Genomic DNA, 22,155 nt, shown 5'->3' with positions numbered 1-22,155 from the left:
CCCTTTCGCGACACAAGGCCGCTCCTACAGGACCTGTACATGCCTTGAGGGCAGTGCTGGTCTTGCAGGAGATCAGGCGCGGGTCAGGGCCACTGCCGGTTGCGGCTTGCCGTGCAGCTGCGCCAGGTCCTGGTACAGCGCGCGGCCAATTTCCGCAGCGCGCGCCGGCAGCACCGAGAGCAGGGTGTCACTCAGGCCGTGGCTGTTTTCGCAGAAGCCCTGCAGGTACACCGAGGCCTGCAGGTCGGGGCTGGCCAGCACGCGGTAGTTGCGGTCGACGCTGAAATCTTCCAGGTACCCGGCCAGGGGCGCCAGCAGGTCACGGTGCGAGCGGCGCTCGTAGCCGGTTGCGAGTATCACCGCGTCGTAGCGGTGGGTCTGCTGCTGGCCGGTGGCGAGGTCGCGCAGGGTCAGTTCCAGGCCTTCGCGGGTGGCCACCACGGCTTCGACCTGGCGCCGGCACAGCACGTTGTGGCGGTACTGGTGGGCGACCTTCTGCCGGTAGAGGATGCCGTAGATGCGTTCGATCAGGTTGAGGTCGACCACCGAATAGTTGGTGTTGTGGTATTCGCCCAGCAGCTTGCTGCGCTGGTCGGCCGGTTCGTTGTAGACCAGGTCGGTGTAGTCCGGCGAGAAGATCTCGTTGACGAACGGGCTGTCATCGGCAGGCTTGAGCGCCGAACCGCGCAGGATCATGTCGACCTTGACCGACGGGTAGCTGTCGTTGAGGTCGATGAACGCCTCGGCGGCGCTCTGGCCCGAACCGATCACGGCTATGCGCATCGGCTTGCCGGCGGTGCACGGCAGCTTGTTCAGGCTGCTCAGGTACTGGGAGTGATGGAATACCCGCGGGTCGTCCTTGAAGGCGCCGAACTTTTCCGGGATTTTCGGCGTGCCGCCGCTGCCGACCACCACCGAACGGGTGCGGCGGCTGTATTCGCGGCCTTGGGCGTCGCGCGAGACCAGGCGCAGGTGCTCGACCCGGCCCGCCTGCACGTCCGGCTCGATGCGCAGCACTTCCTCGCCATATACCGCCTGGGTGGCGAAGTGCTCGGCGGCCCAGCGCAGGTAGTCGTTGTACTCGAGGCGGCAGGGGTAGAAGGTGCCGAGGTTGATGAAGTCGGCCAGGCGCTGCTTCTGGTGCAGGTAGTTGACGAAGCTGTAGGGGCTGGTGGGGTTGCGCAGCGACACCAGGTCCTTGAGGAACGAGATCTGCAGCTCGCTCTGGGTGGCCAGGGTTTCGCCGTGCCAGCGATAGTCCTGCTGTTTGTCGATGAACAGCGCGTCGAGGGCATGGCCCTGAGACTCGGCGAGTTCTTCCAGGGCGATGGCCAGGGCCAGGTTGGAAGGGCCGAAGCCCACGCCGATCAGGTCCTTGATGGTTTCCGGGTTTGCAGACTGGCTCATGGCTGCGGTTCCATAATGGTCGAATGTTGACGCTCGCCGGGAGAGGCCGGCGCCTGCGCTTGTACATTGGGTGGAACGAGCCAAACGACGGGGAATTTACTGGCGGGCGACCGGCCACTTGCAACAGGGGGCTAAAGGCTTGCGCCTGTCGGCCGATAGGCAGAACAACCCAAGGACCCATTTGCAACGCAGGGAGTAAGACATGACAGGTATTGCAGCAGTCAGCATCAGCACCACGGCCCAGGCGGTGAGCACAACCCAGGTCGCCGACAGCCAGGATGCGCAAAAGACTGAAGAGAGTGGGGCCGGCGCTCAGGCGGACACGTCGAAATTGAGCGGTGGCGGCCAGGCTCAAGGCGCCCAGGGCAGCAGTGAAAGTTCGGAGCCTGCGCACATCAGGCAATTGCGCGAGATGATCAAGAAGCTGCAGAAGCAATTGGCCGAGGAGCAGAAGCAACTGGCTCAGTTGATGGCGCAGAAGATGGACGAAACCACCAAACTGGCAGTTGTGTCCGCCAAGCAGGCGAGCATCGCCACCATCAATGGTGAAATCCTGCAGGCCACCGCGCAGTTGCTCGAAGCGCTACAGAAAACGGGTGGCAGCAGCGCGGGCGGGATGGTCAGCACCACGGCCTGACAGCGGATACGGTCCCCTGTAGGAGCGGCCTTGTGTCGCGATGGGCTGCGAAGCGGCCCCGGGATGTTGGCATCAATGCACAAATCGTCGGGGCTGCGTTGCAGCCCATCGCGACACAAGGCCGCTCCTACCAGGGCCGGGTAGCATCAGGCGGCGGTCATTCGGCCGCCAGGCGCCCCTTGTTCTGCCGCTCTGCCTTGTACTGCATGGCCACCGCCGGCGCCGGCTTGGCAGCACCGGTTTCCAGCCACTGACGCATGCGGCTGGCATCGGCGAAGTGGGTGTACTTGCCAAAGGCGTCGAGGATCACCATGGCCACCGGGCGGTTGTCCATGCGAGTCAGCAGCACCAGGCAGTGCCCGGCTTCATTGGTGAAGCCGGTCTTGGTCAGCTTGATGTCCCAGTTGCTCTTGTTCACCAGGTGGTCGGTGTTGCGGAAACCCAGGGTGTAGTTGGGCTTGCGGAAGGCCACGGTCTTCTCGCGGGTGGTCGACAGTTCGCTCAGCATCGGGTACTTGCGCGACGCCATCAGCAGCTTGGCCAGGTCACGGGCCGTGGACACGTTCTGCGTCGACAGGCCGGTCGGCTCGACGTAGCGGGTGTGCGCCATGCCCAGGCTGCGGGCCTTGGCGTTCATCGCCTTGATGAACGCCGGGTAGCCGCCGGGGTAATGGTTGGCCAGGGTGTTGGCCGCACGGTTTTCCGATGACATCAGGGTAATCAGCAAGGTTTCGCGGCGGTCGAGCTGGCTGCCCAGCCGCACACGCGAATACACGCCTTTCATTTCCGGGTTGTTGGCAATGGTCATGGTGAGCATCTCATCCATGGGCTGCTTGGCATCCAGCACTACCATCGCCGTCATCAGTTTGGTCACCGACGCAATCGGTACCACGCGGTCGGGGTGGCTCGAATACAGCTCCTGGTTGGAGTTCAAGTCGATCAGCAGGGCGCTGCCCGAGGCGAGGTGCAGCTTGGAAGGGTCACGTTGAACCTGGGCCGGGGGTTGTGCAGCAGCGGTCGACGGAAGGGTCGCAGTACCTGTGAGCAACAGCAGCAGACTGAGGATGGACAGGGATGTTTTCACGTTGAGGCTCACTAAAAGTTGGTATGTCGTTGGCTGTGCAAGGGTTTTCCCCCAAAAACCGCTGCATTCTGGAGTATGGCTGAATTGCTGTCGAATGCCTTATGACTAAAGGGCGCAACGTGAACGAAATTTAATCCGGTACCAATTCTGTACCAATTACGTTCGCTTCCAGCTTCGCCAGTTCGGCCCAGTCAAACACAGCCGCGCGGAACATCGTCTTGACCTGGGCAAAAGCGGCGCGCTTGACTGTCGAACTCTTCCACTCGGTCTTCGCGACCATGCCTCTGCATCGCGAGGTGCGACGTTCCAATTCGTGCTGCTCACTGCTCATTGCAGACGCTGGAGAAAAGTAGCGTACGGCTATCAGGTCGAACGCCGTTCTCTGCCTACAATGCCCTTCCGTTTCCCGATTCGTACAAGCCAAACTGAACGCCTATCATGGATGGCTTTTCGAGCTTCATATGGAGAGAGCAATGATTCCTGGCAAGGTATGCCCTGTAGTGCTGTCGTCTTCGCCACCGTCCAGGCTTCTACTATTCCGACACCCTATGGCAGGCACGCAACTGGTAAAAGGCACTATTGAGAGTGGGGAAGCTCCCAGCGAGGCCGCCTTGCGTGAGCTGGCAGAGGAGTCTGGCATCGACGACGCGATAGTTGAAACGGACTTGGGGTGCTGGAATGCCGAACATCTAGATCAAATATGGTCGTTTCAACTTTGTCGAGCATTGCGTGATCTCCCAGAAAGCTGGACCCATCAGACACTAGATGACCACGGCCATGTGTTCGAGTTTTTCTGGGCTCCGCTAGATGAACTTCCCTACGCCGATTGCCATCCCGTATTCCAGCGAGCACTGGAGTTCTTAGGGCGTAGACTCAAGGAATTTGAGTCGTTGGAATAGCGAGGGGAAATCAGATGGCAGTCGAAGGGCAACTTCACACCTTGAGGAAGTCAGTCATCCACGACCCGTGGCTTTCGACCCCTTGCTGCCGGTGAGCCGAACAGCAATCTCTGTGGGAGCGGGCGCGCCCGCGAAGAATCAAACGCGGAGACTGGCACCGGCTGCGCCGGTGTTCGCGGGCACGCCCGCTCCCACAGAGTGCGCATGGCACTCACGACATCAGTTTTTTTCAGCGTCTGCTTTGGGTCGAGAGCGGCCACTCGTGATTGGCAGCTTTCGACCCAAAGCAGATGCTAACCTTCCGGCGCATTTTCCTTGATCAAAACCTTTGTTATTGGTTCTTTGAGCGGTCACTTCTTTCTGACTTGGACCTGCTTGAAAGTCACCTGTCCTGTACCCATCATCACTCTGCCGAAGACAGCAGAACAACCTCAAAGGTCGTCCCTTCCTCTTCGGTCGACTCCACCTCAATTCTGCCACCGTGGTTCGCCACGATCTCCGATGCGATGAACAGGCCAAGGCCGAGCCCCGCTGCGGAGCCCCGGTCTCCGGATGAGTAGCTCGAGTATCGCCCTTCCGGCTTGAAGATGTAGGGCATCACCTCGGGTGGAATAGGCTCTCCGGAATTCTGGACGCTGACCCGTGGAACACCATCCACCCTGGCCACCGTGACCTTGATCGGGGCCGTCGCATCGCCATGGCGCAGGGCATTGCCTATCAGGTTGGAGAAAACCTGAGAGATGCGGTCAGGGTCGAATTGCCCGGTAATGTGCGCCTGCTCATCCAGGATGATCCGCGCGTGCGGGAATGCCGTGCGCAGTTCGTCAATGACAGCCTGGCAGATAGAGTTCAGATCCATTTTCCGCAAATCCACTGGAATGCCAGTCCCCAGGTTGCAGCGGGCCAGATCCAGCAAATCGTTGATCATGACATTTGCCCGATGTGCACTGGTACAAACCTGGGTCGCCAGTAACTTTCCCTTTTCATCCAGCCCCGTCTGCCGCTGGATCAGCCCGCCAGCCATGAGTATCGCGCCCAAGGGCGAACGCAAATCATGACCGAGCACGGCGAGCACCATTTTCCGGGTCGCCTCGACTGCCGTTCCGTAGGCCGCGATCGACTCTACGAGCGCCTGGTCAATCGCTTCATTGAACCGGATCATGTCCTGAACATGATGCGCGTCTGCGAACGATTCCTGGGTAAGCCAGAGTGACAGAACGCTTGCGCGCAATGCCCGGTATTCGGACACCATCTGATCCATCGAGAACCCAGCTATCAAGCGAGCAACCGCGTGGGTCTGCGCTGCGGTTTCGCTGGAACTACTGGGGCCTCTCCCTTGTGCTTTCTCGGACTGTTGTTGCCTGCTCTGGGGCGTTCTCATGTCTGCGGCCACGGTGCGGAGCATCTTCTCGGCATGATTGCGCAAGCCGATGGAGTCCTGCTTAGGCAGCTCTGTTTCAACCGAGCGGGCGTAATTTTCCCAAGCCTGGAGAATGGGTTCCATACTGCCATCAATGAAATCGAACAGTCTCATGGGGGCCTAACCCTGATCTGGAAAAAAGACATCCGATTAGCTTAGTTCATCTGGGAAACAGGAAGTTTGAGCGGCAGCCATGAGCGGCCCACCTGGAGTTCAGCCAAAGGCGATCCCGATGCAACCTGCGTCGGGGGCAGGGGCATCGGGAAGTCTTGCCGGCGGCCTGGGTTCAGGCATGGGTCAGCGAGAGGTCGCTGATGATGCAGATCGAGCCGTCATCGGCGGGCGTGGTATCGGTGTAGTCCACCTGGTTGTAGACCCCGCCGTGGAACTCGAATAGCTGTGTAGCCCAGGTGCTGTCGAACTGCAGATCGCCGGACGTACCGCTCACGCCATTGCACTTGGCCGTAACGTTGACCACGCCTGCTGCGGTGGCATGGATGCTCACCTCGAACTTTGCCCCCAGCGGTACCCCCTTGAGCACCGTCGAGTTGATCGGGTCAGTCTGGTTGTAGGTCCGCCGAAAACCCAGGGTGATGTCGCCCTTTTTCCAGAACACCTTCACGGGCGGGCTGTCGTCCCCGTAGACGTGCATCTGCGCGATTACCACCTTCTGCGCCCAGTTGACCTTGGTCAGCGTCATTTCCTGGCGATTCCAGTGATTTGGGGCACCGCCCAAGGTCCAGTATTTCGGCTCCGACCACTCGCAGCGGGTCCTGCGGGTGCTTTTGCTCGAAGCGCCTTTGGTGGGGGCAGACAACTGGACCGAACCATCGCTGAGCACTGTCACGTAGTTCGGGTACAGGGCAATCGCTTCGCTGCCGGTGAGTTCGACCGCTACGGTGCTGATCGACGATTCAGCTATCGGAACGGCGAGGGTGAGGTTGCGGATGTCTACGCTCATGGGGAGAACTCCTGAATGAAAATGACGGTGAGTGCCGCAGCAGCACGGTGGCGGCTGCTGGAATGAAATTTAGCCTTGCGCTAAATCATCGTCAATAGCCCATGGCTAAAATTATTTCGCCGGGCGACAAATTACCTGTTGGCGAAAATTTTCCACATCGGGGGCTTTACGCTTGATTTGGCGGTGAGATAAGCTTTCCTTGAATACTGTACGAATATACAGCTGTCAGGATAAGAATATGTCTAAGCCCTTGAAGTCGACGCCCCATCAGCGCCAGGAAATGACCGGAATAGAGCGGCTGAGCTTGCGGGTATCAGCGATGATCAACCACCCGCTCGCGCAGACGCAGCGCTGGGTGACGGTGCATCGCCTGGATACCGACGGTGATGCCGAGTGGGAGGAGGTGATGGGCCTGCTGGCCGAGACGCCCGAGCTGGAACTGACCTTCAACGACGACGAGAGCGTGACGGTGCGCTGGGAGCGCGGCAGCGTGGAGGAGCGCGACGACTTTATCGTCGAGCAGGACAGCGAGCAGCAGGTCGAGGAGGCGGCACCTTTCTGAAGGTCAGAAAGAGCCTGCGGGGTAGCGTAATGCTGTTCACTCAAGTCTGATGTGACATCGATGGGGCTGCCTTGCAGCCCTTCGCGGGCAAGCCCGCTCCCCTAGAACTGCGCATAACTCATTAAATTAGCAGGGACTTTGTGGGAGCGGCTTTAGCCGCGAACACCGGCGCAGCCGGTGCCATGCACCGCGTTGGATTCTTCGCGGCTAAAGCCGCTCCCACAGGGTACGCGTACCGCTTGGCTGTGGGAGCGGGCTTGCCCGCGAAGGGCCGCAAGGCGGCCCTAGTTGCGCGAATGGACAGCATTACGCCGGGGTGGTGGGCTTCGCTTTACACAAGGTGTGCATTCCAAACCAGCAGCACCCTGGCCTGGATGTAGGTCTCTTCCCGGCGAATCATGCGGTCCTTGTGCCGCGAGTTGTCGGAAATCATCTCGAAATGGTCTTCGTCGGCAATCTGCAGCCGCTTGATGTAGATGTGGTCGCCCCAGGAGAAGAAGTAGATTCCATCGCCGACGAACTCGCGGATGCTGACGTCCACGATCAGCGGGTCGCGGTGCTTGATGGTCGGTTCCATCGACTGCCCCCAGCCGGTCACCATCTTCAGGTGGTGGTGCTCGCTGAACTCCACGCCCAGCTCGCGCAGGTGGCTTGGGCTGACGCGAACATCCTTGAACATCTCAGGGTAGTCGTGGGGGATCTGCCCGCCGCCCATGGCCGCACGGACGTCGTAGTGGGCAATCCATACTTCGTCGCCCACCAGGCCTGGCCGAACAAGTTCAGCCGCCACCAGCGTCGAGTCTGCCGGCTCCTCGGCGGCGGCCAGCAGCCTTTGCCGGGTTTCTTCGGGGATGCCCCTGCCGCTTCTGGCAAGCATCTGCTTGACCAGGTCGGCCGCGGAAAGCTTGCTGTCGCCAGCCTCGACCGGCGACTGCGCCTGGTCGCCCGCTGCCATCGCGTCGAACCACCCCCGCGGCAAGCCTTCGATGCCCTCGATCCTGCGGGCCACGTCATCGCCCAGGTTCTTCGCTGTCTTGTCCGAGAGGATCTGGCTCAGGTGCGCAGGCGCCATCCCCCAGCGCTCTGCGCAGGATCCCTTCCTCTGGCTGCCGATCAGCTTGACCAGGTTGTGCTTGCGAATTTCGTAGATGTCCATGGGGCGAAGCATGCCAGTGTTTAGCTTGCTGCTAAATATGCTCAAGGCTAAATTTCTCTTGTCATGATATTAGCTGTAGGCTAAATTTAATATGCAAGCAAGGGAAGCCACCGAGAAGCTGTTCTCCAGGCTTACGACATCACCATCCGTTATGAGGTTTTCATGGACCCGACTGACCTCGGCCCAGGCACCATCACCTGGCTGGGCGGAACAGGCACCGTGTTGCTGGGTGCATTCCTCTGGCTGCGCAAGTGGCTGTCCAGGGATGCGGCTGACCGTGCCATGGACAACGCTGATATTGGCGTGGTCCGGCGCCTGAACGAACTGCTCGATATCGAGCGTGACGCCCGAAGGGAAGCGCAGGCCAGGGCCGATCAGTTTGCAAAGGAACGCAATGAACTGGTGATCACCGTAGGGCGCCTGGAAGGCAAGATCGAAGCGCTGATCAGTCGGGGCGGCCATCCTCCCCGGCAGGTCACCGTCCAGGGCGAGGGGATCGCCCGCCTGCGCGGGAAGCAGGGTGAGTGAGGCGGCCCGCAAGACAAATTCTGTTCATGCCCATGCGTATGGGCCCTTTTCTGTATGGAGACAACATGGCTCGATTGGATTCTGCCGCTGCCGGCGGCGCGAACGTGCTCGCATTCCTGGACATGCTGGCCTGGTCCGAGGGTACCTCGACCATCGCTGCCAGTGACGATGGCTACAACGTCCTGGTGGGCGGCCAACTGTTCAATGACTACAGCGGGCACCCGAGGCAGAAGGTGTGGTTGCCCAGCTACGGCATCCACAGCTCTGCGGCAGGGCGGTACCAGATTCTGGCCGGTACCTGGGATGCCATCGTGAGCACTTATGGCTTCAATGGCCGCTTTACCCCTGAGGCCCAGGACCTGGCGGCCATCAAGTTGCTGAGCGAGTGTGGCGCAATGGCAATGATCAAGGCCGGCCGCATTGCCCAGGCGATCGCCAAGGCCGCGCCGATCTGGGCCAGCCTGCCTGGCGCGGGCTACGGTCAGCGCGAGCACCAGTTGGCCGCGTTGTTGGCAATGTTCATAGCCTGCAGCGGGGAGGTTCAGGCGTAACGCCTAGGCAAAAAAAGACCCGCCAGGTAGGCGGGCCAGAAGGGCGTAGGGAGCAACGCACAACAAATACGGGTCAGGCGACCAGGGTGCCTGGTTGCAACTGTTCGACCAAGGCCTGGGCCGAGGCGAGGGTCGGCATCGGGCCGCTTACGGCTTCGCCGTTGCGTACCAGGTACCAGCATGCCAGCAGACCCTGCTGACGCAGCGAAGCGGGGACGGCACTGCCGACGACGGACATGATCTGGATAGTGGCCATGTGGACCTCCTGTAAAACATGGCCCTACCTTACGCAGCAGCCGGGGCGGTTTGAAATTAACTTCCTCGATAGTGGTCATTGGTTCTATCAACATTTACCACCGCGGCGGGCCGTAATACACCGGTGGCGGGCCGTAGTAGGTGCGGTAGCCCGGGGGCGGTGGTGCTGGCACGTAGTACGGCTGGTAGTACACCGGCGGTGGTGGTGGTTGCACGTACACCGGTGGCGGCCCGTAGTAGACCGGTTGGCGCTCGACGTACAGGGTACGGTCACGCCCGCCATAAACCGTCGCCCCGACCACGGCGCCAACCACGGCCGCACCCAGCAGCGGGCCGGGGCCATACCAACCGCCATGGCCATGGCCGCCATGGGCGACAGCGGGCGCGCTGATGGCCAGGGCACCGACCAGCAGGGCGATTCCGGGAATGTGACGGTTCATGAAGAAACCCTCGCAAGGACACCCCAAGTGTGGGGTCCTATTACTATGACTCCACTCTTCGTCAGCTGAGCACGGGGGAACGGTAAAGGTTGTGTAAGGGACGACCAGCGGTTACCTCTGTTACGCTGAACAAACGTTTCAGTTATGACAAAGGAGCAGGTTATGTCGACAACTCCAAGCAGAGACACCGTGCTGTGCATCTCCCTGGCGGGCCGCCCCGGCACCTTCGGGGTACGGTTCCACAACCACCTGTACCAGCAGCTGGGCCTGGACTTCTACTACAAGGCCATGCGCACCGATGACCTGCCGGCGGCGGTGGCGGGCATCCGTGCCTTGGGTATCCGCGGTTGCGGGGTATCGATGCCGTACAAGGAGGCCTGCATGGCCCTGGTCGACGAGATCGACCCATCGGCGGCGGCCATCGAGTCGGTCAATACCCTGGTCAATTGCGATGGCCAACTGAAGGCCTACAACACCGATTACCTGGCCGTGCGCCAGCTGCTGGCGCAGCACAAGGTCGACCCGTCCACGGCGTTTGCCTTGCGCGGCAGTGGCGGCATGGCCAAGGCGGTAGCCAGTGCCTTGCGCGATGCCGGGTTCGCCGAAGGCATCATCGTGGCGCGCAACGAGCAGGCCGGGCGGCAGCTGGCGGATGTGTGCGGTTATCGCTGGGTGGCGGAGCTGGGCGACCTGTGCCCACCCATGCTGGTGAACGTGACGCCGATCGGCATGGCGGGCGGGCCCGAGGCCGAGGAGCTGGCGTTTTCCGAGAACGCCATCGCCGCGGCGGCGCGGGTGTTCGACGTGGTGGCGATGCCGGAGAGCACACCGTTGATCCGACGGGCGCGGGCGTTGGGCAAGCCGGTGATCACCGGGCTGGAGGTGATTGCGCTGCAGGCGCTGGAGCAGTTCGTGCTGTACACCGGGGTGCGACCCACGCTGGCGCAGGTGGAGGCGGCGGTGGCGTACGCCCGGGATATCTGATTATTCCTGTGCCGGCCCTTTCGCGGGTAAACCCGCTCCCACAGGGATAGCGCACGCATGTAGCAGCGGCGCTACCCCTGTGGGAGCGGGTTTACCCGCGAAGAGGCCGGCACAGGCATCGACAAGGTCAGAACACCTTGTGCCCTTCATCCAGCTGCTGGTCGACCAGCGCCCGGCCATGGGCCAGCGACACATGCTGTGCGTTCTCGAGGTCGGAGAAGAACTTCATCGGCATCGACATGCGCCTGCTGGTGTGTCCGTCGGGGTCGGTGATCAGGCACCCGGCGGCATAGGGCAGGGGGGAATCGGGGTGGGGCATCACGCTGGCGGTGATGGTGTGCTTGCGATATTCACAGTGAAGAGATTGCATCGTCCTTACCTCGCTGTGGCATGTGAAGCAGTTACCTTCATATACCACAGCAAGGGGCCGGGAGTTCCCGGCCCGACGAGCGAGCCGCGATGAGCGCTCAGCCTTTGAGCTCGGTCGGCTGGATGACTTCGACCCAGTAACCGTCCGGGTCCTTGACGAAGGCCAGGTGGTTCATGCGCCCGTCCTGCAGGCGCTTCTGGAACGGTACGCCCAGTGCCTCGAAGCGTGCGCAAGCGACGCGTACGTCCGGTACCGAGATGCAGATGTGGCCAAAGCCGCGTGGGTCGGTGTTGCCGTTGTGGTAGGCAAACTCGGCATCGTTTTCGGTGCCGTGGTTGTGGGTCAGCTCCAGCACGCCCGGGATCGACTTCATCCACTGGTGGCGTTCGCTGTCATCGGCCGGGATCTGCGCCGGGTCGACCAGGGCCAGGAAGTACAGGCTGAAGGCAGCTTCGGGGAAGTCGCGCTTGTCCACCAGGCGGAAGCCCAGCACGCGGGTATAGAAGTCCAGGGACTTCTCGATGTCCTTGACCCGCAGCATGGTGTGGTTGAAGACGAACTGGGCGGTGGCGGCGTCCGGTTGGGCGGTGACGCCAGGCAGGGTTTGCAGATCATGCAGGCTCATGGGAACTCCTGAGACGGGGCCGGGCGCAGGGCGCCGGCAAAACAGACAGGCCGGCCATGATACGGCAGTGTGCCGATTGCGCAAATGAAAGCGCCCTGCACGAGGCAGGGCGCTGGAATTAGAGGCCCGCATGTGCGGGCGCGTGATGGGGTCGCTAGTCCTTTAGCTGTCTCGATACTGAGCCAGCCCTTGTGAAAAAAGTGTGAAGCACGTGTGGACGTTTCATCAGCGTACCCAGCTTTCTACCGTGGCGGCTCCGTATTGTTCTTTCCAGGCCTTGAGCCCACGGTGGTTGCCGCCTTTGGTCTCGATCCGCTCGCCGGTGTGCGGGTTGGTGTAAACCTTCACCACACGCGCGCGGCGCTGTTGCTTGGGCGCTGCACTGGAAACCCGGGCCACTGCCTTCGGGTCGAGGATGGCGATGATATCGCGCAGGCTCTTGTCGTAGCTTTTCATCAGGCCGACTAGTTTCTGCTCGAATTCGATTTCGCGTTTGAGGCCGGCATCCTTTTTCAACGCTTCCAGTTGCGCCATCTGTTCCTGGAGCGCTTTTTCGGCAGCACGAAACTCTGCAAGTCTGGACACTGTAATCACTCCTGTACGTCGGTCGTGGCAGGGCGTGACGAACATTGAAGAAGAATAAAAACGCCGGCCACGCGGGTGGGTTACGCTGTTCGCTGATATCGAGTGTAGTCATTCATGGGTACTGGGTAAACTGCAAACTTTTTGTAAGTAAGCCGGGAACTTTCCTAGTTTTGCGCGCGGTATTGTCAGGTTTTTTCGCGGTTGCCTTGCGGTGCGCTTAGACCATGGTCCAATGGCCCGTGCCAGAGCCTTCGCGCGATAATTTCAGATGATGGCCGGCTATTGTTCGGCCCCCTCGCAGTACCGTGGCCAGCACGTGCCACAGGTTGTTTACTCGCCTTGATTCTGGATGTTTTCTCCCATGTTTGCCCCTTTCCCCCTCGCCCCCGGGCGTCGTGTTGCCGGCTTGTTCCTGTTGTGTGCCGGCGTCAATGCCCAGGCCGCCGGTTTTCTAGAAGACAGCAGTGCTAAGGTCGAAGCACGCAATGTCTATTTCAACCGGGATTTCCGTGACGGCCACAGCAGTTCCAGCCAGGGTGCGTCCAAACGCGAAGAATGGGCACAAGGTTTCATCCTCAATGTGCAGTCGGGTTACACGCAGGGGCCGGTAGGTTTTGGCGTGGATGCGCTGGGCATGTTCGGCTTCAAACTTGACTCCAGCCCGGCAGACAGCAACAGCGGCCTGTTGCCGTCTTCCGGCCATGACCCACGGCACTCGGCGGACCAGTACGCGAAGATGGGCCTGGCGGCCAAGGTCAAGGTTTCCAATACCGTGCTCAAGTACGGTTCGATGATGCCGGATGTGCCGCTGCTCAAGTACAACGATGGCCGCCTGCTGCCGACCATGTTCCATGGCGCCATGCTCACCTCCGAAGAAGTGCGCGACCTGAAGTTCACCCTGGCCCGCCTGGACAAGTACACCGCACGGGATTCCACCGACCGCCAGGACATTCGCGTGCATTGCAAGAACAAGCGCTACGCCTGCGATATCGAGGCTGACCACTTTGACCTGGCCGGTGTCGATTACCGTTTCAACGAGCGCTTCAGCGCCCAGTACCAGGTGGCCAAGCTGGAGAACATCTACCGCCAGCACTTCCTCGGCCTGGTGGCCAGCCAGCCATTGGCGGTGGGCAGCCTGTCGGCAGACCTGCGCTTGATCAAGAGTGACGACATCGGCAATGCCCGCGCCGGCGAAATCGACCATCGCGCGTTCAGCGGCATGCTCGGCTACAGCCTGGGTGGCCACAAGCTCAGTGCCGGCTGGCAACGCATGTATGGCGACAGTGCCATGCCATACCTGGATGGCACCAACCCGTACCTGGTCAACTATGCCCAGGTCAACGACTTCGCCGCCGCCCAGGAACGCTCCTGGCAGGTGCGTTATGACTATGACTTCAAGGCCCTGGGCGTGCCCGGCCTGACCTTCTTCACCCGCTACATCAACGGAGACAATATCAAGGTGCCGGGCAGCACGGCCGAAGGCAAAGAATGGGAACGCGACACCGAGTTCAAGTACCAGGTGCAAAGTGGCACGTTCAAGGACGTCAGTGTGCGCCTGCGTAATTCCACTTACCGCAGCAACTATGAAAAGTGGGCGCGTGACATGGACGAGACACGGGTCATTGTCAGCTACAACTTCTCCATCTTCTGACGGGGCGCTTTGCCAAATACCGGCAGCCACCTGACAATGGCTGCTGGTTCCCGCAAAGGGCAGGGCAATGAAAGACCTGTTGTTGATCGGCATCGGCCCGGGTGACCCGCGCCAGGTCACCTACGAGGCGGTCGATGCGCTGCGCCAGGCCAGCGTGTTCTTCGTGCTCGACAAGGGCGGCGACAAGGACGAACTGGTGCACCTGCGCAAGGCCATCCTGCAACGCTACCGGCCCGAGGGCGGCTACCGCCTGGTGCAGGTGGCCGACCCTGCACGCGATGGCCAGGCCGATGATTACCTGGGCGCGGTGCAGGACTGGCACCGGAAGCGTGCGGCGCTGTATGCCCAACTGATCGAACAGGAGATAGGCATTGGGGAAACCGGCGCCTTTCTGCTGTGGGGCGAGCCGACGCTGTACGACAGCACCCTGCGCATCCTTGGCCTGGTCCGCGAGCGTGGTGTGGCGCTGCGCCTGCAGGTCATTCCGGGCATCAGCAGCGTGCAGGCGTTGGCGGCGCGCCATCAGGTGCCGCTCAACCGCATCGGTGAGCCGTTGACCGTATTGCCAGGGCGGCGCCTGGCCGGGCAGGGGCAGATCGACAATGTGCTGGTGATGCTCGACGGGCAGTGCGCGTTTGCCCGGCTCGATGACCCGGCGTTGATGATCTACTGGGGCGCGTACCTGGGGACTGCTGATGAGGTGCTGATTGCCGGGCCGTTGCAGGCGGTGAAGGCGCAGATAATGGAAGTGCGTGAGCGGGAGCGGGCGCGCAAGGGGTGGATCATGGATAGCTACCTGTTGCGCAGGGAGCTGTGAGGTGTACTGCCTGCTCCGGCCCCTTCGCGGGTGAACCCGCTCCCACAGGTACAGCGCCAGCTTGGGGGTCGCGCGTTCCCTGTGGGAGCGGGTTCACCCGCGAAGCAGACGACACCTTGCTCACGGTGTACCCAGAATGGCCTGCACCTTCTCCCGCAACTGGTCGATGCTGAACGGCTTGCCGATGAGGTGCATGCCCTCCGGTACATCGACGCTTTCGGCATAGCCACTGGCGAACAGCACCGGCAACAGCGGCCGCAGTTCGCGCGCCTTGACCGCCAACTCTTCGCCACGCATGTCCGGCAGCCCCACATCGGTCATCATCAGCGCCAGTGCCTGGTTCGGGTCCTCGAGAATGCGCAGCGCCGCGTTGGCATGCTCCGCTTCGATGACGGTGTAGCCCAACTCGTCGAGCACTTCGACCATCAGCATGCGTACGATGTCGTCGTCTTCGACTACCAGAAGGTGCATGGTTGCGATCCTGTGCAGAATGAATGTCTTTAATCTGTGCTCCGGATGGCAGCAGAAGTTCCCCGAGGATACCGGTCCGTGCAATCAGATGGAACGATTGGCGCACATCACCTTCAAATACTGGCTAAATGCCCTGCCAGACCCGCCAAAGCTGGTTAGACTCGCTTTACGGGACAGAGCAGTGGCAGACAACTACAACGATCGATTTGCCACACTTTCAATGGACTTTACTTGCTCGGGCGTTTTCACATGATTCAAGCAGCCTCGATGGACCAGCGGAGCTTCCGCAAGCTGTTGAGCCGCAACGTCGGCCTACCCCTGGGGGTTGGCCTGCTGGGGGCCGTTGCCTTCGTCGCGGTGATCAACTACCTGCTTTCGGCCTTGCAGTGGGTCGAGCACACCGACCGGGTGATCGGCAATGCCAACGAAACGGTCAAACTGTCGATCGACATGGAAACCGGCATGCGTGGCTTCCTGATCACCGGCGACGAGCGTTTCCTCGACCCCTACGAGGTGGCCAAGCCGCGTATCTTCGGTAGCCTGCAGAGCCTGCGCGGCATGGTCGAGGACAACCCGCAACAGGTCGAACGCATCGACCGGCTGATCGCCCTGCAGCAGGCGTGGAACACCTTCGGCAGCGAGATGATCAACTTGCGCCGCAGCCAGGGTGATTACCGCGCCTTGATCGGTAACGGCCGCGGCAAGCGCCTGACCGACGAGATCCGCAAGGAGTTCGACAACCTGATCGCCAGCGAACAACAGTTGCGCATGGCGCGCAACGAGCGGGTCAACAGTGTGACCGTCACGGTCATGTCGTCCTTCGTGCTGTTCATCATCGGCCTCAGTGCCTTGCTGGCCTACCTCGGGCGGCGCGACCTATTGGCGCTGTCGGGTACCTATGACGAAAACTTCAAGGCCCAGCAGCGCGCGGCCGAGCGCCTGGAACACCAGGCCTGGCTGCGCAACGGGCAAACGCAACTGGCCGAACAGGTGCTTGGCCAGCTGACCCTGCCCATGCTCGGTGACAACATCCTGCGTTTCTTCGCCAGCCACCTGGGCAGCGTGGTCGGCGCGTTGTACGTGCGTGACGAGCATGGCCGCCTGGTGCGTGTGGCCAGCTATGGCCTGGATGCCGAGGAGCAGGCCCGCGAGCAGGTGCTGGGCGATCACGAAGGCCTGCTGGCCCAGGCCGTGCGCGAAGCGCGGCTGCTGCGCCTGGACGACTTGCCCGACGACTATTTCCACCTCAGTTCCGGCCTGGGCCGGGGCCTGCCGCGCAGTGCCATGCTGATGCCCTGCAGTGATGACGGGCAGATCAACGGTGTGCTGGAGCTGGGCTTCCTGCGGCCGCTGCAGGAGCGTGACGAAGAGATGCTGCAGCGGGTCCGTGGCAACCTCGGTATCTCCATCGAAAGCGCCCGCTACCGGCAGCGCCTGCAGGAAGTGCTGGCCGAGACCCAGCAACTGAACGAAGAGCTGCAAGTGCAGCAGGAAGAGCTGAAAACCGCCAACGAAGAGCTCGAAGAGCAATCCCGCGTGCTCAAGGAGTCCCAGGCCCATCTGGAAACCCAGCAGGCGGAACTGGAGCAGACCAACGAGCAATTGTCCGAGCGCACCGAGGCCCTGGACCGCAAGAACGACGAACTGCTCCAGGCCCAGGATGAGCTGCAGGCGCGCGCCGAGGAGCTGCAGCGTTCGAGCAAGTACAAGTCCGAGTTCCTCGCCAACATGTCCCACGAGCTGCGCACGCCGCTGAACAGTTCGCTGATCCTGGCCAAGCTGCTGGCGGAGAACGGCGAGGGCAACCTCAGCGACGAGCAGGTCAAGTTCGCCGAATCCATCTATTCGGCCGGCAACGACCTGCTCAACCTGATCAACGACATTCTCGACATCGCCAAGGTGGAAGCCGGCAAGCTCGAAGTGCGCCCCGAAAGCACCCAGGTGGAACGCCTGGTCGAAGGCCTGCGTGGCATGTTCGAGCCGCTGGCCGGGCACAAGGGCCTGGCCTTCGAGGTGACCGCCGAGGCGCAGGTGCCGGCCACACTGTTCACCGACCGCCAGCGCCTGGAGCAGATCCTCAAGAACCTGCTGTCCAACGCCATCAAGTTCACCGAGCGCGGCCAGGTCAGCCTGAACATCGGTTACCAGCCTGGCACCGGCATCGTCTTTGCCGTGCGCGATACCGGCATCGGCATCGCCGCCGACCAGCAGCAGGCGATCTTCGGCGCCTTCCATCAGGTCGATGGCACCAGCAACCGCCGTTATGGCGGCACTGGCCTGGGCCTGTCCATTTCCCGCGACCTGGCGCACCTGCTGGGTGGGCAGATCAGCGTCGACAGCAGCCCCGGCCAGGGCAGCGTGTTCAGCCTGATCCTGCCGGAGCGCTATGAGCGCGTGGCGCAGGATATCGAGCCGCTCAGCCTGCGCCCGGCGGTCGACAGCCTGCCACCCGCGCCGCAGGCACCGGCGGTGGCGGCGCCGAAACGCCAGGCACCGGCATTCGCCGACGACCGCGAGCGCGCGCCGTTCGGCAACCGCTGCATCCTGGTGATCGAGGACGAACCGAACTTCGCCCGCATCCTCTTCGACCTGGCCCACGAGCTGGGTTACAGCTGCCTGGTGGCGCAGGGCGCCGACGAGGGCTTCGAGCTGGCCGCCCAGTACATCCCCGATGCCATCCTGCTGGACATGCGCCTGCCCGACCATTCCGGCCTGACCGTGCTGCAACGCCTGAAGGAGCAGGCGAGCACCCGGCACATCCCGGTGCATATCATTTCCGTGGAGGACCGGGTCGAGGCTGCCATGCATATGGGCGCCGTCGGCTACGCGGTCAAGCCCACCAGCCGCGAACAACTCAAGGAAGTGTTCGCCCGCCTGGAGGCCAAGCTGACCCAGAAGCTCAAGCACATCCTGCTGGTGGAAGACGACGACCTGCAGCGCGAAAGCATTGCCCGCCTGATCGGCGACGACGATGTCGAGATCACCGCCGTGGCCATGGCCCAGGATGCCCTGGCGTTGCTGCGCGAGAACATCTACGACTGCATGATCATCGACCTCAAGCTGCCCGACATGCTCGGCAACGAGCTGCTCAAGCGCATGACCGCCGAGGACATTCGTGCCTTCCCGCCGGTGATCGTGTATACCGGGCGCAACCTGACCCGCGAAGAAGAAGCCGACCTGCTCAAGTATTCGCGCTCGATCATCATCAAGGGCGCCCGCTCGCCGGAGCGCCTGCTCGACGAAGTGACGCTGTTCCTGCACAAGGTCGAGTCGCAGCTGTCCAACGAACGCCAGCGCATGCTCAAGACCGCGCGCAGCCGCGACAAGGTATTCGAAGGCCGCAAGGTGCTGCTGGTGGACGACGACGTGCGCAACATCTTCGCCCTGACCAGCGCGCTGGAACACAAGGGCGCGATCGTCGAAATCGGCCGCAACGGCCGCGAAGCCATCGAGCGCCTGGAGCAACATGACGACATCGACCTGGTGCTGATGGACGTGATGATGCCGGAGATGGACGGCTTCGAGGCCACCCGGCTGATCCGCCAGCAATCGCGCTGGCGCAAGCTGCCGATCATTGCCGTGACCGCCAAGGCGATGAAGGATGACCAGCAGCGTTGCCTGCAAGCCGGCGCCAACGATTACCTGGCCAAACCGATCGACCTGGACCGCTTGTTCTCGCTGATCCGTGTGTGGCTACCGCAACTGGAGCGAATTTGACTAGCGAACGTAACACCGATATTGAAATCCGCTTGCTGATCGAGGCCATCTACCTCAAGTACAGCTACGATTTCCGCAATTATTCCGGCGCGTCGATCAAGCGCCGGATCCTGCATGCGCTGCGCCAGTTCGACTGCCTGACGGTGTCGGCGCTGCAGGAGCGGGTGCTGCACGACCCTGGCATGTTCATGCAGTTGCTGCAGTACCTGACGATCCCGGTCAGCGAGATGTTCCGCGACCCGGGGCACTACCTGGCGCTGCGCAACGAAGTGGTGCCGCTGCTGCGCACCTGGCCGTCGATCAAGGTGTGGATTGCTGGCTGCAGCACGGGCGAGGAGGTGTATTCGATGGCCATCCTGCTGCGCGAGGAGGGCCTGCTGGAGCGCACCATCATCTACGCCACCGACATCAACCCACATTCGCTGGACAAGGCCAAGCAGGGCATCTACTCGATGCAGAGCATGCGCGAGTACGCCGAAAACTATCGCATCGCCGGCGGCCGGCGGGACTTTGCCGAGTACTACACGGCGGCCTACGGCAACGCCATCATGGACAGCACCCTGCGGGACAACGTGACCTTCGCCGACCACAGCCTGGCCACCGACAGCGTGTTTTCCGAAACCCAGCTGGTGTCGTGCCGCAACGTGCTCATCTACTTCAACAAGGAACTACAGGACCGCGCCCTGGGCTTGTTCCACGAGTCCCTGTGCCACCGCGGCTTCCTGGTGCTGGGCAGCAAGGAATCGGTGGATTTTTCCGCCTACAGCGAGCGCTTCGAGCCGCTGGTCAAGCCCGAACGGATCTACCGCAAGTCATGAAAGGCGTACGCGCAATGGTGGTCGGCGCCTCGGCGGGTGGCGTGACGGCGCTGTTCAGCGTGCTGGGCGCGTTGCCGGCCGGCTTCGCCATCCCGGTAATTTGCGTGCTGCACCTGCCCGATGACCGCCACAGCCAGCTGGCCGAGGTGCTGCAGCGCCGCTTGCGGCGGCCAGTGTGCGAGGCCCGCGACAAGCAGCCGCTGCGCGCCGGGCAGATCTACGTGGCCGGGCCGGGTTACCACCTGTCGGTGGAGCGTGACCTGACCCTGTCGCTGAGCCAGGAGCCGCCGGTGCATTTTTCCCGGCCGGCGATCGACTACCTGTTCATGTCGGCGGCCGATGCCTACGGTGCCGGCCTGCTGGGCATGCTGCTCACCGGGGCCAATGAAGATGGCGCCGAAGGCCTGGCCTATATCAAGTACAACGGGGGCCGGACCGTGGTCCAGGACCCTTGTGACGCACAGGTGGCGCTGATGCCGGAGGCCGCACTGGCCCTGCACCAGCCCGACCATATTCTTTCTCTGAGTGGCATCGAGCGATTGCTCGCCGCCCTGGAACCCAGCGCATGCTAAGCCACACCATCGCCAAACTGCTGATCGTCGACGACCTGCCAGAAAACCTGCTGGCCCTCGACGCCCTGATCCAGGGCCAAGACCGCGAGGTGCACCAGGCACAGTCGGCCGAGGCAGCGTTGTCGCTGTTGCTCGAGCACGAGTTCGCCCTGGCCATCCTCGACGTGCAGATGCCGGGCATGAACGGTTTCGAGCTGGCCGAGCTGATGCGCGGCACGGAAAAGACTCGCAACATCCCCATCGTGTTCGTCACTGCCGCCGGGCGCGAGATGAACTACGCGTTCAAGGGCTATGAAAGCGGCGCGGTGGACTTTCTGTACAAGCCGCTCGACACCCTGGCGGTGAAGAGCAAGGTGTCGGTGTTCGTCGACCTGTACCGCCAGCGCAAGGTGCTCGACCGCCAGTTGCAGGCCCTGGAACGCAGCCGTCAGGAGCAGGAGCTGCTGCTGGCCCAGCTGCAAACGGCGCGGGGTGAACTGGAGCATGCCGTGCGCATGCGCGATGACTTCATGTCGATCGTGTCCCACGAGGTGCGCACCCCGCTCAATGGCCTGATCCTGGAAACCCAGCTGCGCAAGCTGCACCTGGCACGCGGCAACCTTGCCGCCTTCAGCGGCGACAAGCTGCAGGCCATGGTCGAGCGCGACGAGCGGCAGATCAACAGCCTGATCCGCCTGGTCGAAGACATGCTCGATGTATCGCGCATCCGCACCGGCAAACTGTCGCTGCGGCCCAAGGCGTTCGACCTGGGCCAGCTGGTGCGCGGCCTGGTGGAGAACTTTGCTGCTCAGGCCAGCGCATTGGACACCCATTTCGAATTGCAACGCTGCGAGCCGCTGCAGGGTGAGTGGGACGAGTTTCGCATCGAGCAGGTGCTGGCCAACCTGTTGTCCAATGCCTTGCGTTATGGTGAGCGCAAACCGGTGCAGGTGCGGGTGTTCGAGCAGGACGGCCTGGCCTGCGTGCAGGTGCAGGACCATGGCATCGGCATCTGCGTGGCCAACCAGCAGCGCATCTTCCAGCAGTTCGAGCGGGTCGCCACCCAGCAGGCCAGTGGTGGGTTGGGCCTGGGGCTGTACATATCGGAGCAGATCGTCCAGGCACACGGCGGGCGCATACTGGTGGAGAGTGAAGAGGGTAAAGGCGCCACCTTTACCTTGCAGTTGCCACTGGCAACCTACGAACAACAAAACGACCAGGCACGGGCAACCTCTGCCTGAGCCTGGGGTCTGATGGCCAGCTGTAAGTATTTCAAGGCGTTGACATGAGTGAAGATGCACAAGATGTAGTACTGGTGGTCGAGGACGAACCGGCGATTCGCATGATCCTGCGTGATTACCTGGCAGGCGAGGGCTACCACGTGCTGGTGGCCGAGGATGGCGAGCAGGCGTTCGCGATCCTGGCGAGCAAGCCGCACCTCGACCTGATGGTGACGGACTTCCGCTTGCCGGGCGGGATTTCCGGGGTGGACATTGCCGAGCCGGCGGTGAAATTGCGGCCGGACCTGAAGGTGATCTTCATCAGCGGCTACCCGGCAGAGATTCTCGAATCCGGCAGCCCGATCACCCGCAAGGCACCGATCCTGGCCAAGCCGTTCGACCTGGATACCTTGCACGAACAGATCCAGTCGCTCCTGCGCTAGCCT

25 protein-coding genes are annotated in these 22,155 nt (G+C 62.0%); 13 read left to right on the top strand and 12 right to left on the bottom strand.

The features are described 5' to 3' along the window. Positions 1-72 precede the first annotated feature (72 nt). A complete protein-coding gene (locus CAG46_RS09575) occupies positions 73-1,407 on the bottom strand; it encodes a lysine N(6)-hydroxylase/L-ornithine N(5)-oxygenase family protein (RefSeq protein ID WP_085615175.1) in 1,335 nt (444 codons plus the stop codon). Between the two features lie 202 nt (positions 1,408-1,609). Here CAG46_RS09575 and CAG46_RS09570 point away from each other — a divergent pair, with 202 nt between their 5' ends. Beyond that, positions 1,610-2,044, top strand: a complete 435-nt coding sequence (locus tag CAG46_RS09570) for a hypothetical protein (protein ID WP_085615177.1) — start codon at positions 1,610-1,612, stop codon at positions 2,042-2,044. A 157-nt stretch (positions 2,045-2,201) separates the two neighbouring features. Here CAG46_RS09570 and pbpG read toward each other — a convergent pair whose 3' ends face one another. Together pbpG and CAG46_RS09560 are read right to left on the bottom strand one after the other, a co-directional pair. After that, the gene (gene pbpG / locus CAG46_RS09565) at positions 2,202-3,128 is read right to left on the bottom strand and encodes a D-alanyl-D-alanine endopeptidase (protein ID WP_085615391.1); all 927 of its coding nucleotides are present in this window, start codon (positions 3,126-3,128) and stop codon (positions 2,202-2,204) included. Positions 3,129-3,258: 130 nt separating this feature from the next. After that, positions 3,259-3,408 (bottom strand): hypothetical protein, encoded by a 150-nt coding sequence (locus CAG46_RS09560; protein WP_178080687.1) that lies wholly within the window; start codon positions 3,406-3,408, stop codon positions 3,259-3,261. Positions 3,409-3,601: 193 nt separating this feature from the next. On the opposite strand from CAG46_RS09560, the gene CAG46_RS09555 reads away from it, so the two are divergent. Next, positions 3,602-4,027, top strand: a complete 426-nt coding sequence (locus CAG46_RS09555; protein WP_085615180.1) for an NUDIX domain-containing protein — start codon at positions 3,602-3,604, stop codon at positions 4,025-4,027. Between the two features lie 403 nt (positions 4,028-4,430). On the opposite strand, the gene CAG46_RS09550 is transcribed toward CAG46_RS09555, so the two are convergent. Together CAG46_RS09550 and CAG46_RS09545 are read right to left on the bottom strand one after the other, a co-directional pair. Next, positions 4,431-5,561: a sensor histidine kinase KdpD gene (locus CAG46_RS09550; RefSeq protein WP_085615182.1), complete on the bottom strand. Its 1,131-nt coding sequence runs from the start codon at positions 5,559-5,561 to the stop codon at positions 4,431-4,433. Between the two features lie 172 nt (positions 5,562-5,733). Continuing rightward, positions 5,734-6,408: a polysaccharide lyase family 7 protein gene (locus CAG46_RS09545; RefSeq protein WP_085615184.1), complete on the bottom strand. Its 675-nt coding sequence runs from the start codon at positions 6,406-6,408 to the stop codon at positions 5,734-5,736. Between the two features lie 238 nt (positions 6,409-6,646). On the opposite strand from CAG46_RS09545, the gene CAG46_RS09540 reads away from it, so the two are divergent. Further along, entirely contained in the window at positions 6,647-6,970 is a 324-nt protein-coding gene (locus CAG46_RS09540; protein ID WP_025338682.1) for a DUF1654 domain-containing protein, read from the top strand. 331 nt (positions 6,971-7,301) lie between these two features. Here CAG46_RS09540 and CAG46_RS09535 read toward each other — a convergent pair whose 3' ends face one another. Further along, positions 7,302-8,126 carry a S24 family peptidase gene (locus CAG46_RS09535; RefSeq protein ID WP_085615186.1) on the bottom strand — a complete coding sequence of 275 codons (825 nt, stop codon included), beginning with the start codon at positions 8,124-8,126 and terminating at the stop codon, positions 7,302-7,304. A 162-nt stretch (positions 8,127-8,288) separates the two neighbouring features. Between CAG46_RS09535 and CAG46_RS09530 the strand changes: the two genes are divergently transcribed. Both CAG46_RS09530 and CAG46_RS09525 read left to right on the top strand, forming a co-directional pair. Further along, on the top strand, positions 8,289-8,654 hold the full coding sequence (locus CAG46_RS09530) for a chemotaxis protein (protein ID WP_085615188.1): 366 nt from the start codon (positions 8,289-8,291) through the stop codon (positions 8,652-8,654). A 65-nt stretch (positions 8,655-8,719) separates the two neighbouring features. Next, positions 8,720-9,205, top strand: coding sequence for a glycoside hydrolase family protein (locus CAG46_RS09525; RefSeq protein WP_085615190.1), 486 nt, complete (start codon positions 8,720-8,722; stop codon positions 9,203-9,205). Positions 9,206-9,278: 73 nt separating this feature from the next. On the opposite strand, the gene CAG46_RS09520 is transcribed toward CAG46_RS09525, so the two are convergent. Both CAG46_RS09520 and CAG46_RS09515 read right to left on the bottom strand, forming a co-directional pair. After that, the gene (locus tag CAG46_RS09520; protein ID WP_025338686.1) at positions 9,279-9,461 is read right to left on the bottom strand and encodes a hypothetical protein; all 183 of its coding nucleotides are present in this window, start codon (positions 9,459-9,461) and stop codon (positions 9,279-9,281) included. A 94-nt stretch (positions 9,462-9,555) separates the two neighbouring features. Then, positions 9,556-9,900 (bottom strand): hypothetical protein, encoded by a 345-nt coding sequence (locus CAG46_RS09515; RefSeq protein ID WP_085615192.1) that lies wholly within the window; start codon positions 9,898-9,900, stop codon positions 9,556-9,558. A 162-nt stretch (positions 9,901-10,062) separates the two neighbouring features. Here CAG46_RS09515 and CAG46_RS09510 point away from each other — a divergent pair, with 162 nt between their 5' ends. Further along, entirely contained in the window at positions 10,063-10,884 is an 822-nt protein-coding gene (locus CAG46_RS09510) for a shikimate 5-dehydrogenase (protein ID WP_085615194.1), read from the top strand. 127 nt (positions 10,885-11,011) lie between these two features. Here the strand turns inward: CAG46_RS09510 and CAG46_RS09505 are convergent, their stop codons facing one another. The 3 genes from CAG46_RS09505 to CAG46_RS09495 all read right to left on the bottom strand — a co-directional run bounded on the left by CAG46_RS09505 (position 11,012) and on the right by CAG46_RS09495 (position 12,464). Beyond that, positions 11,012-11,254 (bottom strand): hypothetical protein, encoded by a 243-nt coding sequence (locus CAG46_RS09505; protein ID WP_013973119.1) that lies wholly within the window; start codon positions 11,252-11,254, stop codon positions 11,012-11,014. Positions 11,255-11,351: 97 nt separating this feature from the next. Then, complete coding sequence (gene gloA, locus CAG46_RS09500) at positions 11,352-11,879, bottom strand: lactoylglutathione lyase (RefSeq protein ID WP_085615197.1); 528 nt, start codon at positions 11,877-11,879, stop codon at positions 11,352-11,354. A 225-nt stretch (positions 11,880-12,104) separates the two neighbouring features. Next, entirely contained in the window at positions 12,105-12,464 is a 360-nt protein-coding gene (locus CAG46_RS09495; protein WP_015270810.1) for a histone-like nucleoid-structuring protein, MvaT/MvaU family, read from the bottom strand. A gap of 361 nt (positions 12,465-12,825) precedes the next feature. Here CAG46_RS09495 and CAG46_RS09490 point away from each other — a divergent pair, with 361 nt between their 5' ends. Continuing rightward, positions 12,826-14,115, top strand: coding sequence for an OprD family porin (locus tag CAG46_RS09490; RefSeq protein ID WP_025338690.1), 1,290 nt, complete (start codon positions 12,826-12,828; stop codon positions 14,113-14,115). Positions 14,116-14,182: 67 nt separating this feature from the next. Beyond that, entirely contained in the window at positions 14,183-14,932 is a 750-nt protein-coding gene (cobF, locus tag CAG46_RS09485; RefSeq protein WP_085615199.1) for a precorrin-6A synthase (deacetylating), read from the top strand. A 120-nt stretch (positions 14,933-15,052) separates the two neighbouring features. Here cobF and CAG46_RS09480 read toward each other — a convergent pair whose 3' ends face one another. After that, positions 15,053-15,403 (bottom strand): response regulator, encoded by a 351-nt coding sequence (locus tag CAG46_RS09480; protein WP_075044888.1) that lies wholly within the window; start codon positions 15,401-15,403, stop codon positions 15,053-15,055. Positions 15,404-15,652: 249 nt separating this feature from the next. On the opposite strand from CAG46_RS09480, the gene CAG46_RS09475 reads away from it, so the two are divergent. From CAG46_RS09475 to CAG46_RS09455, 5 genes are read left to right on the top strand one after another with little or no spacing between them, the layout of a single operon-like run. Then, positions 15,653-19,120 carry a response regulator gene (locus CAG46_RS09475; protein WP_085615201.1) on the top strand — a complete coding sequence of 1,156 codons (3,468 nt, stop codon included), beginning with the start codon at positions 15,653-15,655 and terminating at the stop codon, positions 19,118-19,120. Further along, on the top strand, positions 19,117-19,938 hold the full coding sequence (locus CAG46_RS09470) for a protein-glutamate O-methyltransferase CheR (protein WP_003259474.1): 822 nt from the start codon (positions 19,117-19,119) through the stop codon (positions 19,936-19,938). The genes CAG46_RS09475 and CAG46_RS09470 overlap by 4 nt, the downstream gene beginning before the upstream one ends. Beyond that, positions 19,935-20,510, top strand: a complete 576-nt coding sequence (locus CAG46_RS09465) for a chemotaxis protein CheB (RefSeq protein ID WP_085615203.1) — start codon at positions 19,935-19,937, stop codon at positions 20,508-20,510. The genes CAG46_RS09470 and CAG46_RS09465 overlap by 4 nt, the downstream gene beginning before the upstream one ends. Then, positions 20,504-21,730 carry a hybrid sensor histidine kinase/response regulator gene (locus CAG46_RS09460; protein WP_075044892.1) on the top strand — a complete coding sequence of 409 codons (1,227 nt, stop codon included), beginning with the start codon at positions 20,504-20,506 and terminating at the stop codon, positions 21,728-21,730. Before CAG46_RS09465 ends, CAG46_RS09460 begins: the two co-directional genes overlap by 7 nt. Before the next feature lie 44 nt (positions 21,731-21,774). Next, entirely contained in the window at positions 21,775-22,152 is a 378-nt protein-coding gene (locus CAG46_RS09455; protein WP_003256176.1) for a response regulator, read from the top strand. The last annotated feature ends 3 nt before the right edge of the window (positions 22,153-22,155 follow it).

Source organism: Pseudomonas sp. B23(2017) (assembly GCF_002113725.1).
GTDB lineage: Bacteria > Pseudomonadota > Gammaproteobacteria > Pseudomonadales > Pseudomonadaceae > Aquipseudomonas > Aquipseudomonas putida_Z.
This window is presented reverse-complemented; position numbering and strand designations above follow the sequence as displayed.

Coding starts and splice junctions, on each gene's coding strand:
- CAG46_RS09505 (WP_013973119.1), bottom strand. CDS start 11,254: ATGCAATCTCTTCACTGTGAATATCGCAAGCACACCATCACCGCCAGC.
- CAG46_RS09460 (WP_075044892.1), top strand. CDS start 20,504: ATGCTAAGCCACACCATCGCCAAACTGCTGATCGTCGACGACCTGCCA.
- CAG46_RS09525 (WP_085615190.1), top strand. CDS start 8,720: ATGGCTCGATTGGATTCTGCCGCTGCCGGCGGCGCGAACGTGCTCGCA.
- CAG46_RS09555 (WP_085615180.1), top strand. CDS start 3,602: ATGATTCCTGGCAAGGTATGCCCTGTAGTGCTGTCGTCTTCGCCACCG.
- CAG46_RS09520 (WP_025338686.1), bottom strand. CDS start 9,461: ATGGCCACTATCCAGATCATGTCCGTCGTCGGCAGTGCCGTCCCCGCT.
- CAG46_RS09540 (WP_025338682.1), top strand. CDS start 6,647: ATGTCTAAGCCCTTGAAGTCGACGCCCCATCAGCGCCAGGAAATGACC.
- cobF (WP_085615199.1), top strand. CDS start 14,183: ATGAAAGACCTGTTGTTGATCGGCATCGGCCCGGGTGACCCGCGCCAG.
- gloA (WP_085615197.1), bottom strand. CDS start 11,879: ATGAGCCTGCATGATCTGCAAACCCTGCCTGGCGTCACCGCCCAACCG.
- CAG46_RS09515 (WP_085615192.1), bottom strand. CDS start 9,900: ATGAACCGTCACATTCCCGGAATCGCCCTGCTGGTCGGTGCCCTGGCC.
- CAG46_RS09570 (WP_085615177.1), top strand. CDS start 1,610: ATGACAGGTATTGCAGCAGTCAGCATCAGCACCACGGCCCAGGCGGTG.
- CAG46_RS09560 (WP_178080687.1), bottom strand. CDS start 3,408: ATGGTCGCGAAGACCGAGTGGAAGAGTTCGACAGTCAAGCGCGCCGCT.
- CAG46_RS09545 (WP_085615184.1), bottom strand. CDS start 6,408: ATGAGCGTAGACATCCGCAACCTCACCCTCGCCGTTCCGATAGCTGAA.
- CAG46_RS09575 (WP_085615175.1), bottom strand. CDS start 1,407: ATGAGCCAGTCTGCAAACCCGGAAACCATCAAGGACCTGATCGGCGTG.
- CAG46_RS09510 (WP_085615194.1), top strand. CDS start 10,063: ATGTCGACAACTCCAAGCAGAGACACCGTGCTGTGCATCTCCCTGGCG.
- CAG46_RS09535 (WP_085615186.1), bottom strand. CDS start 8,126: ATGGACATCTACGAAATTCGCAAGCACAACCTGGTCAAGCTGATCGGC.
- CAG46_RS09475 (WP_085615201.1), top strand. CDS start 15,653: ATGATTCAAGCAGCCTCGATGGACCAGCGGAGCTTCCGCAAGCTGTTG.
- CAG46_RS09465 (WP_085615203.1), top strand. CDS start 19,935: ATGAAAGGCGTACGCGCAATGGTGGTCGGCGCCTCGGCGGGTGGCGTG.
- CAG46_RS09550 (WP_085615182.1), bottom strand. CDS start 5,561: ATGAGACTGTTCGATTTCATTGATGGCAGTATGGAACCCATTCTCCAG.
- CAG46_RS09480 (WP_075044888.1), bottom strand. CDS start 15,403: ATGCACCTTCTGGTAGTCGAAGACGACGACATCGTACGCATGCTGATG.
- CAG46_RS09490 (WP_025338690.1), top strand. CDS start 12,826: ATGTTTGCCCCTTTCCCCCTCGCCCCCGGGCGTCGTGTTGCCGGCTTG.
- CAG46_RS09455 (WP_003256176.1), top strand. CDS start 21,775: ATGAGTGAAGATGCACAAGATGTAGTACTGGTGGTCGAGGACGAACCG.
- CAG46_RS09530 (WP_085615188.1), top strand. CDS start 8,289: ATGGACCCGACTGACCTCGGCCCAGGCACCATCACCTGGCTGGGCGGA.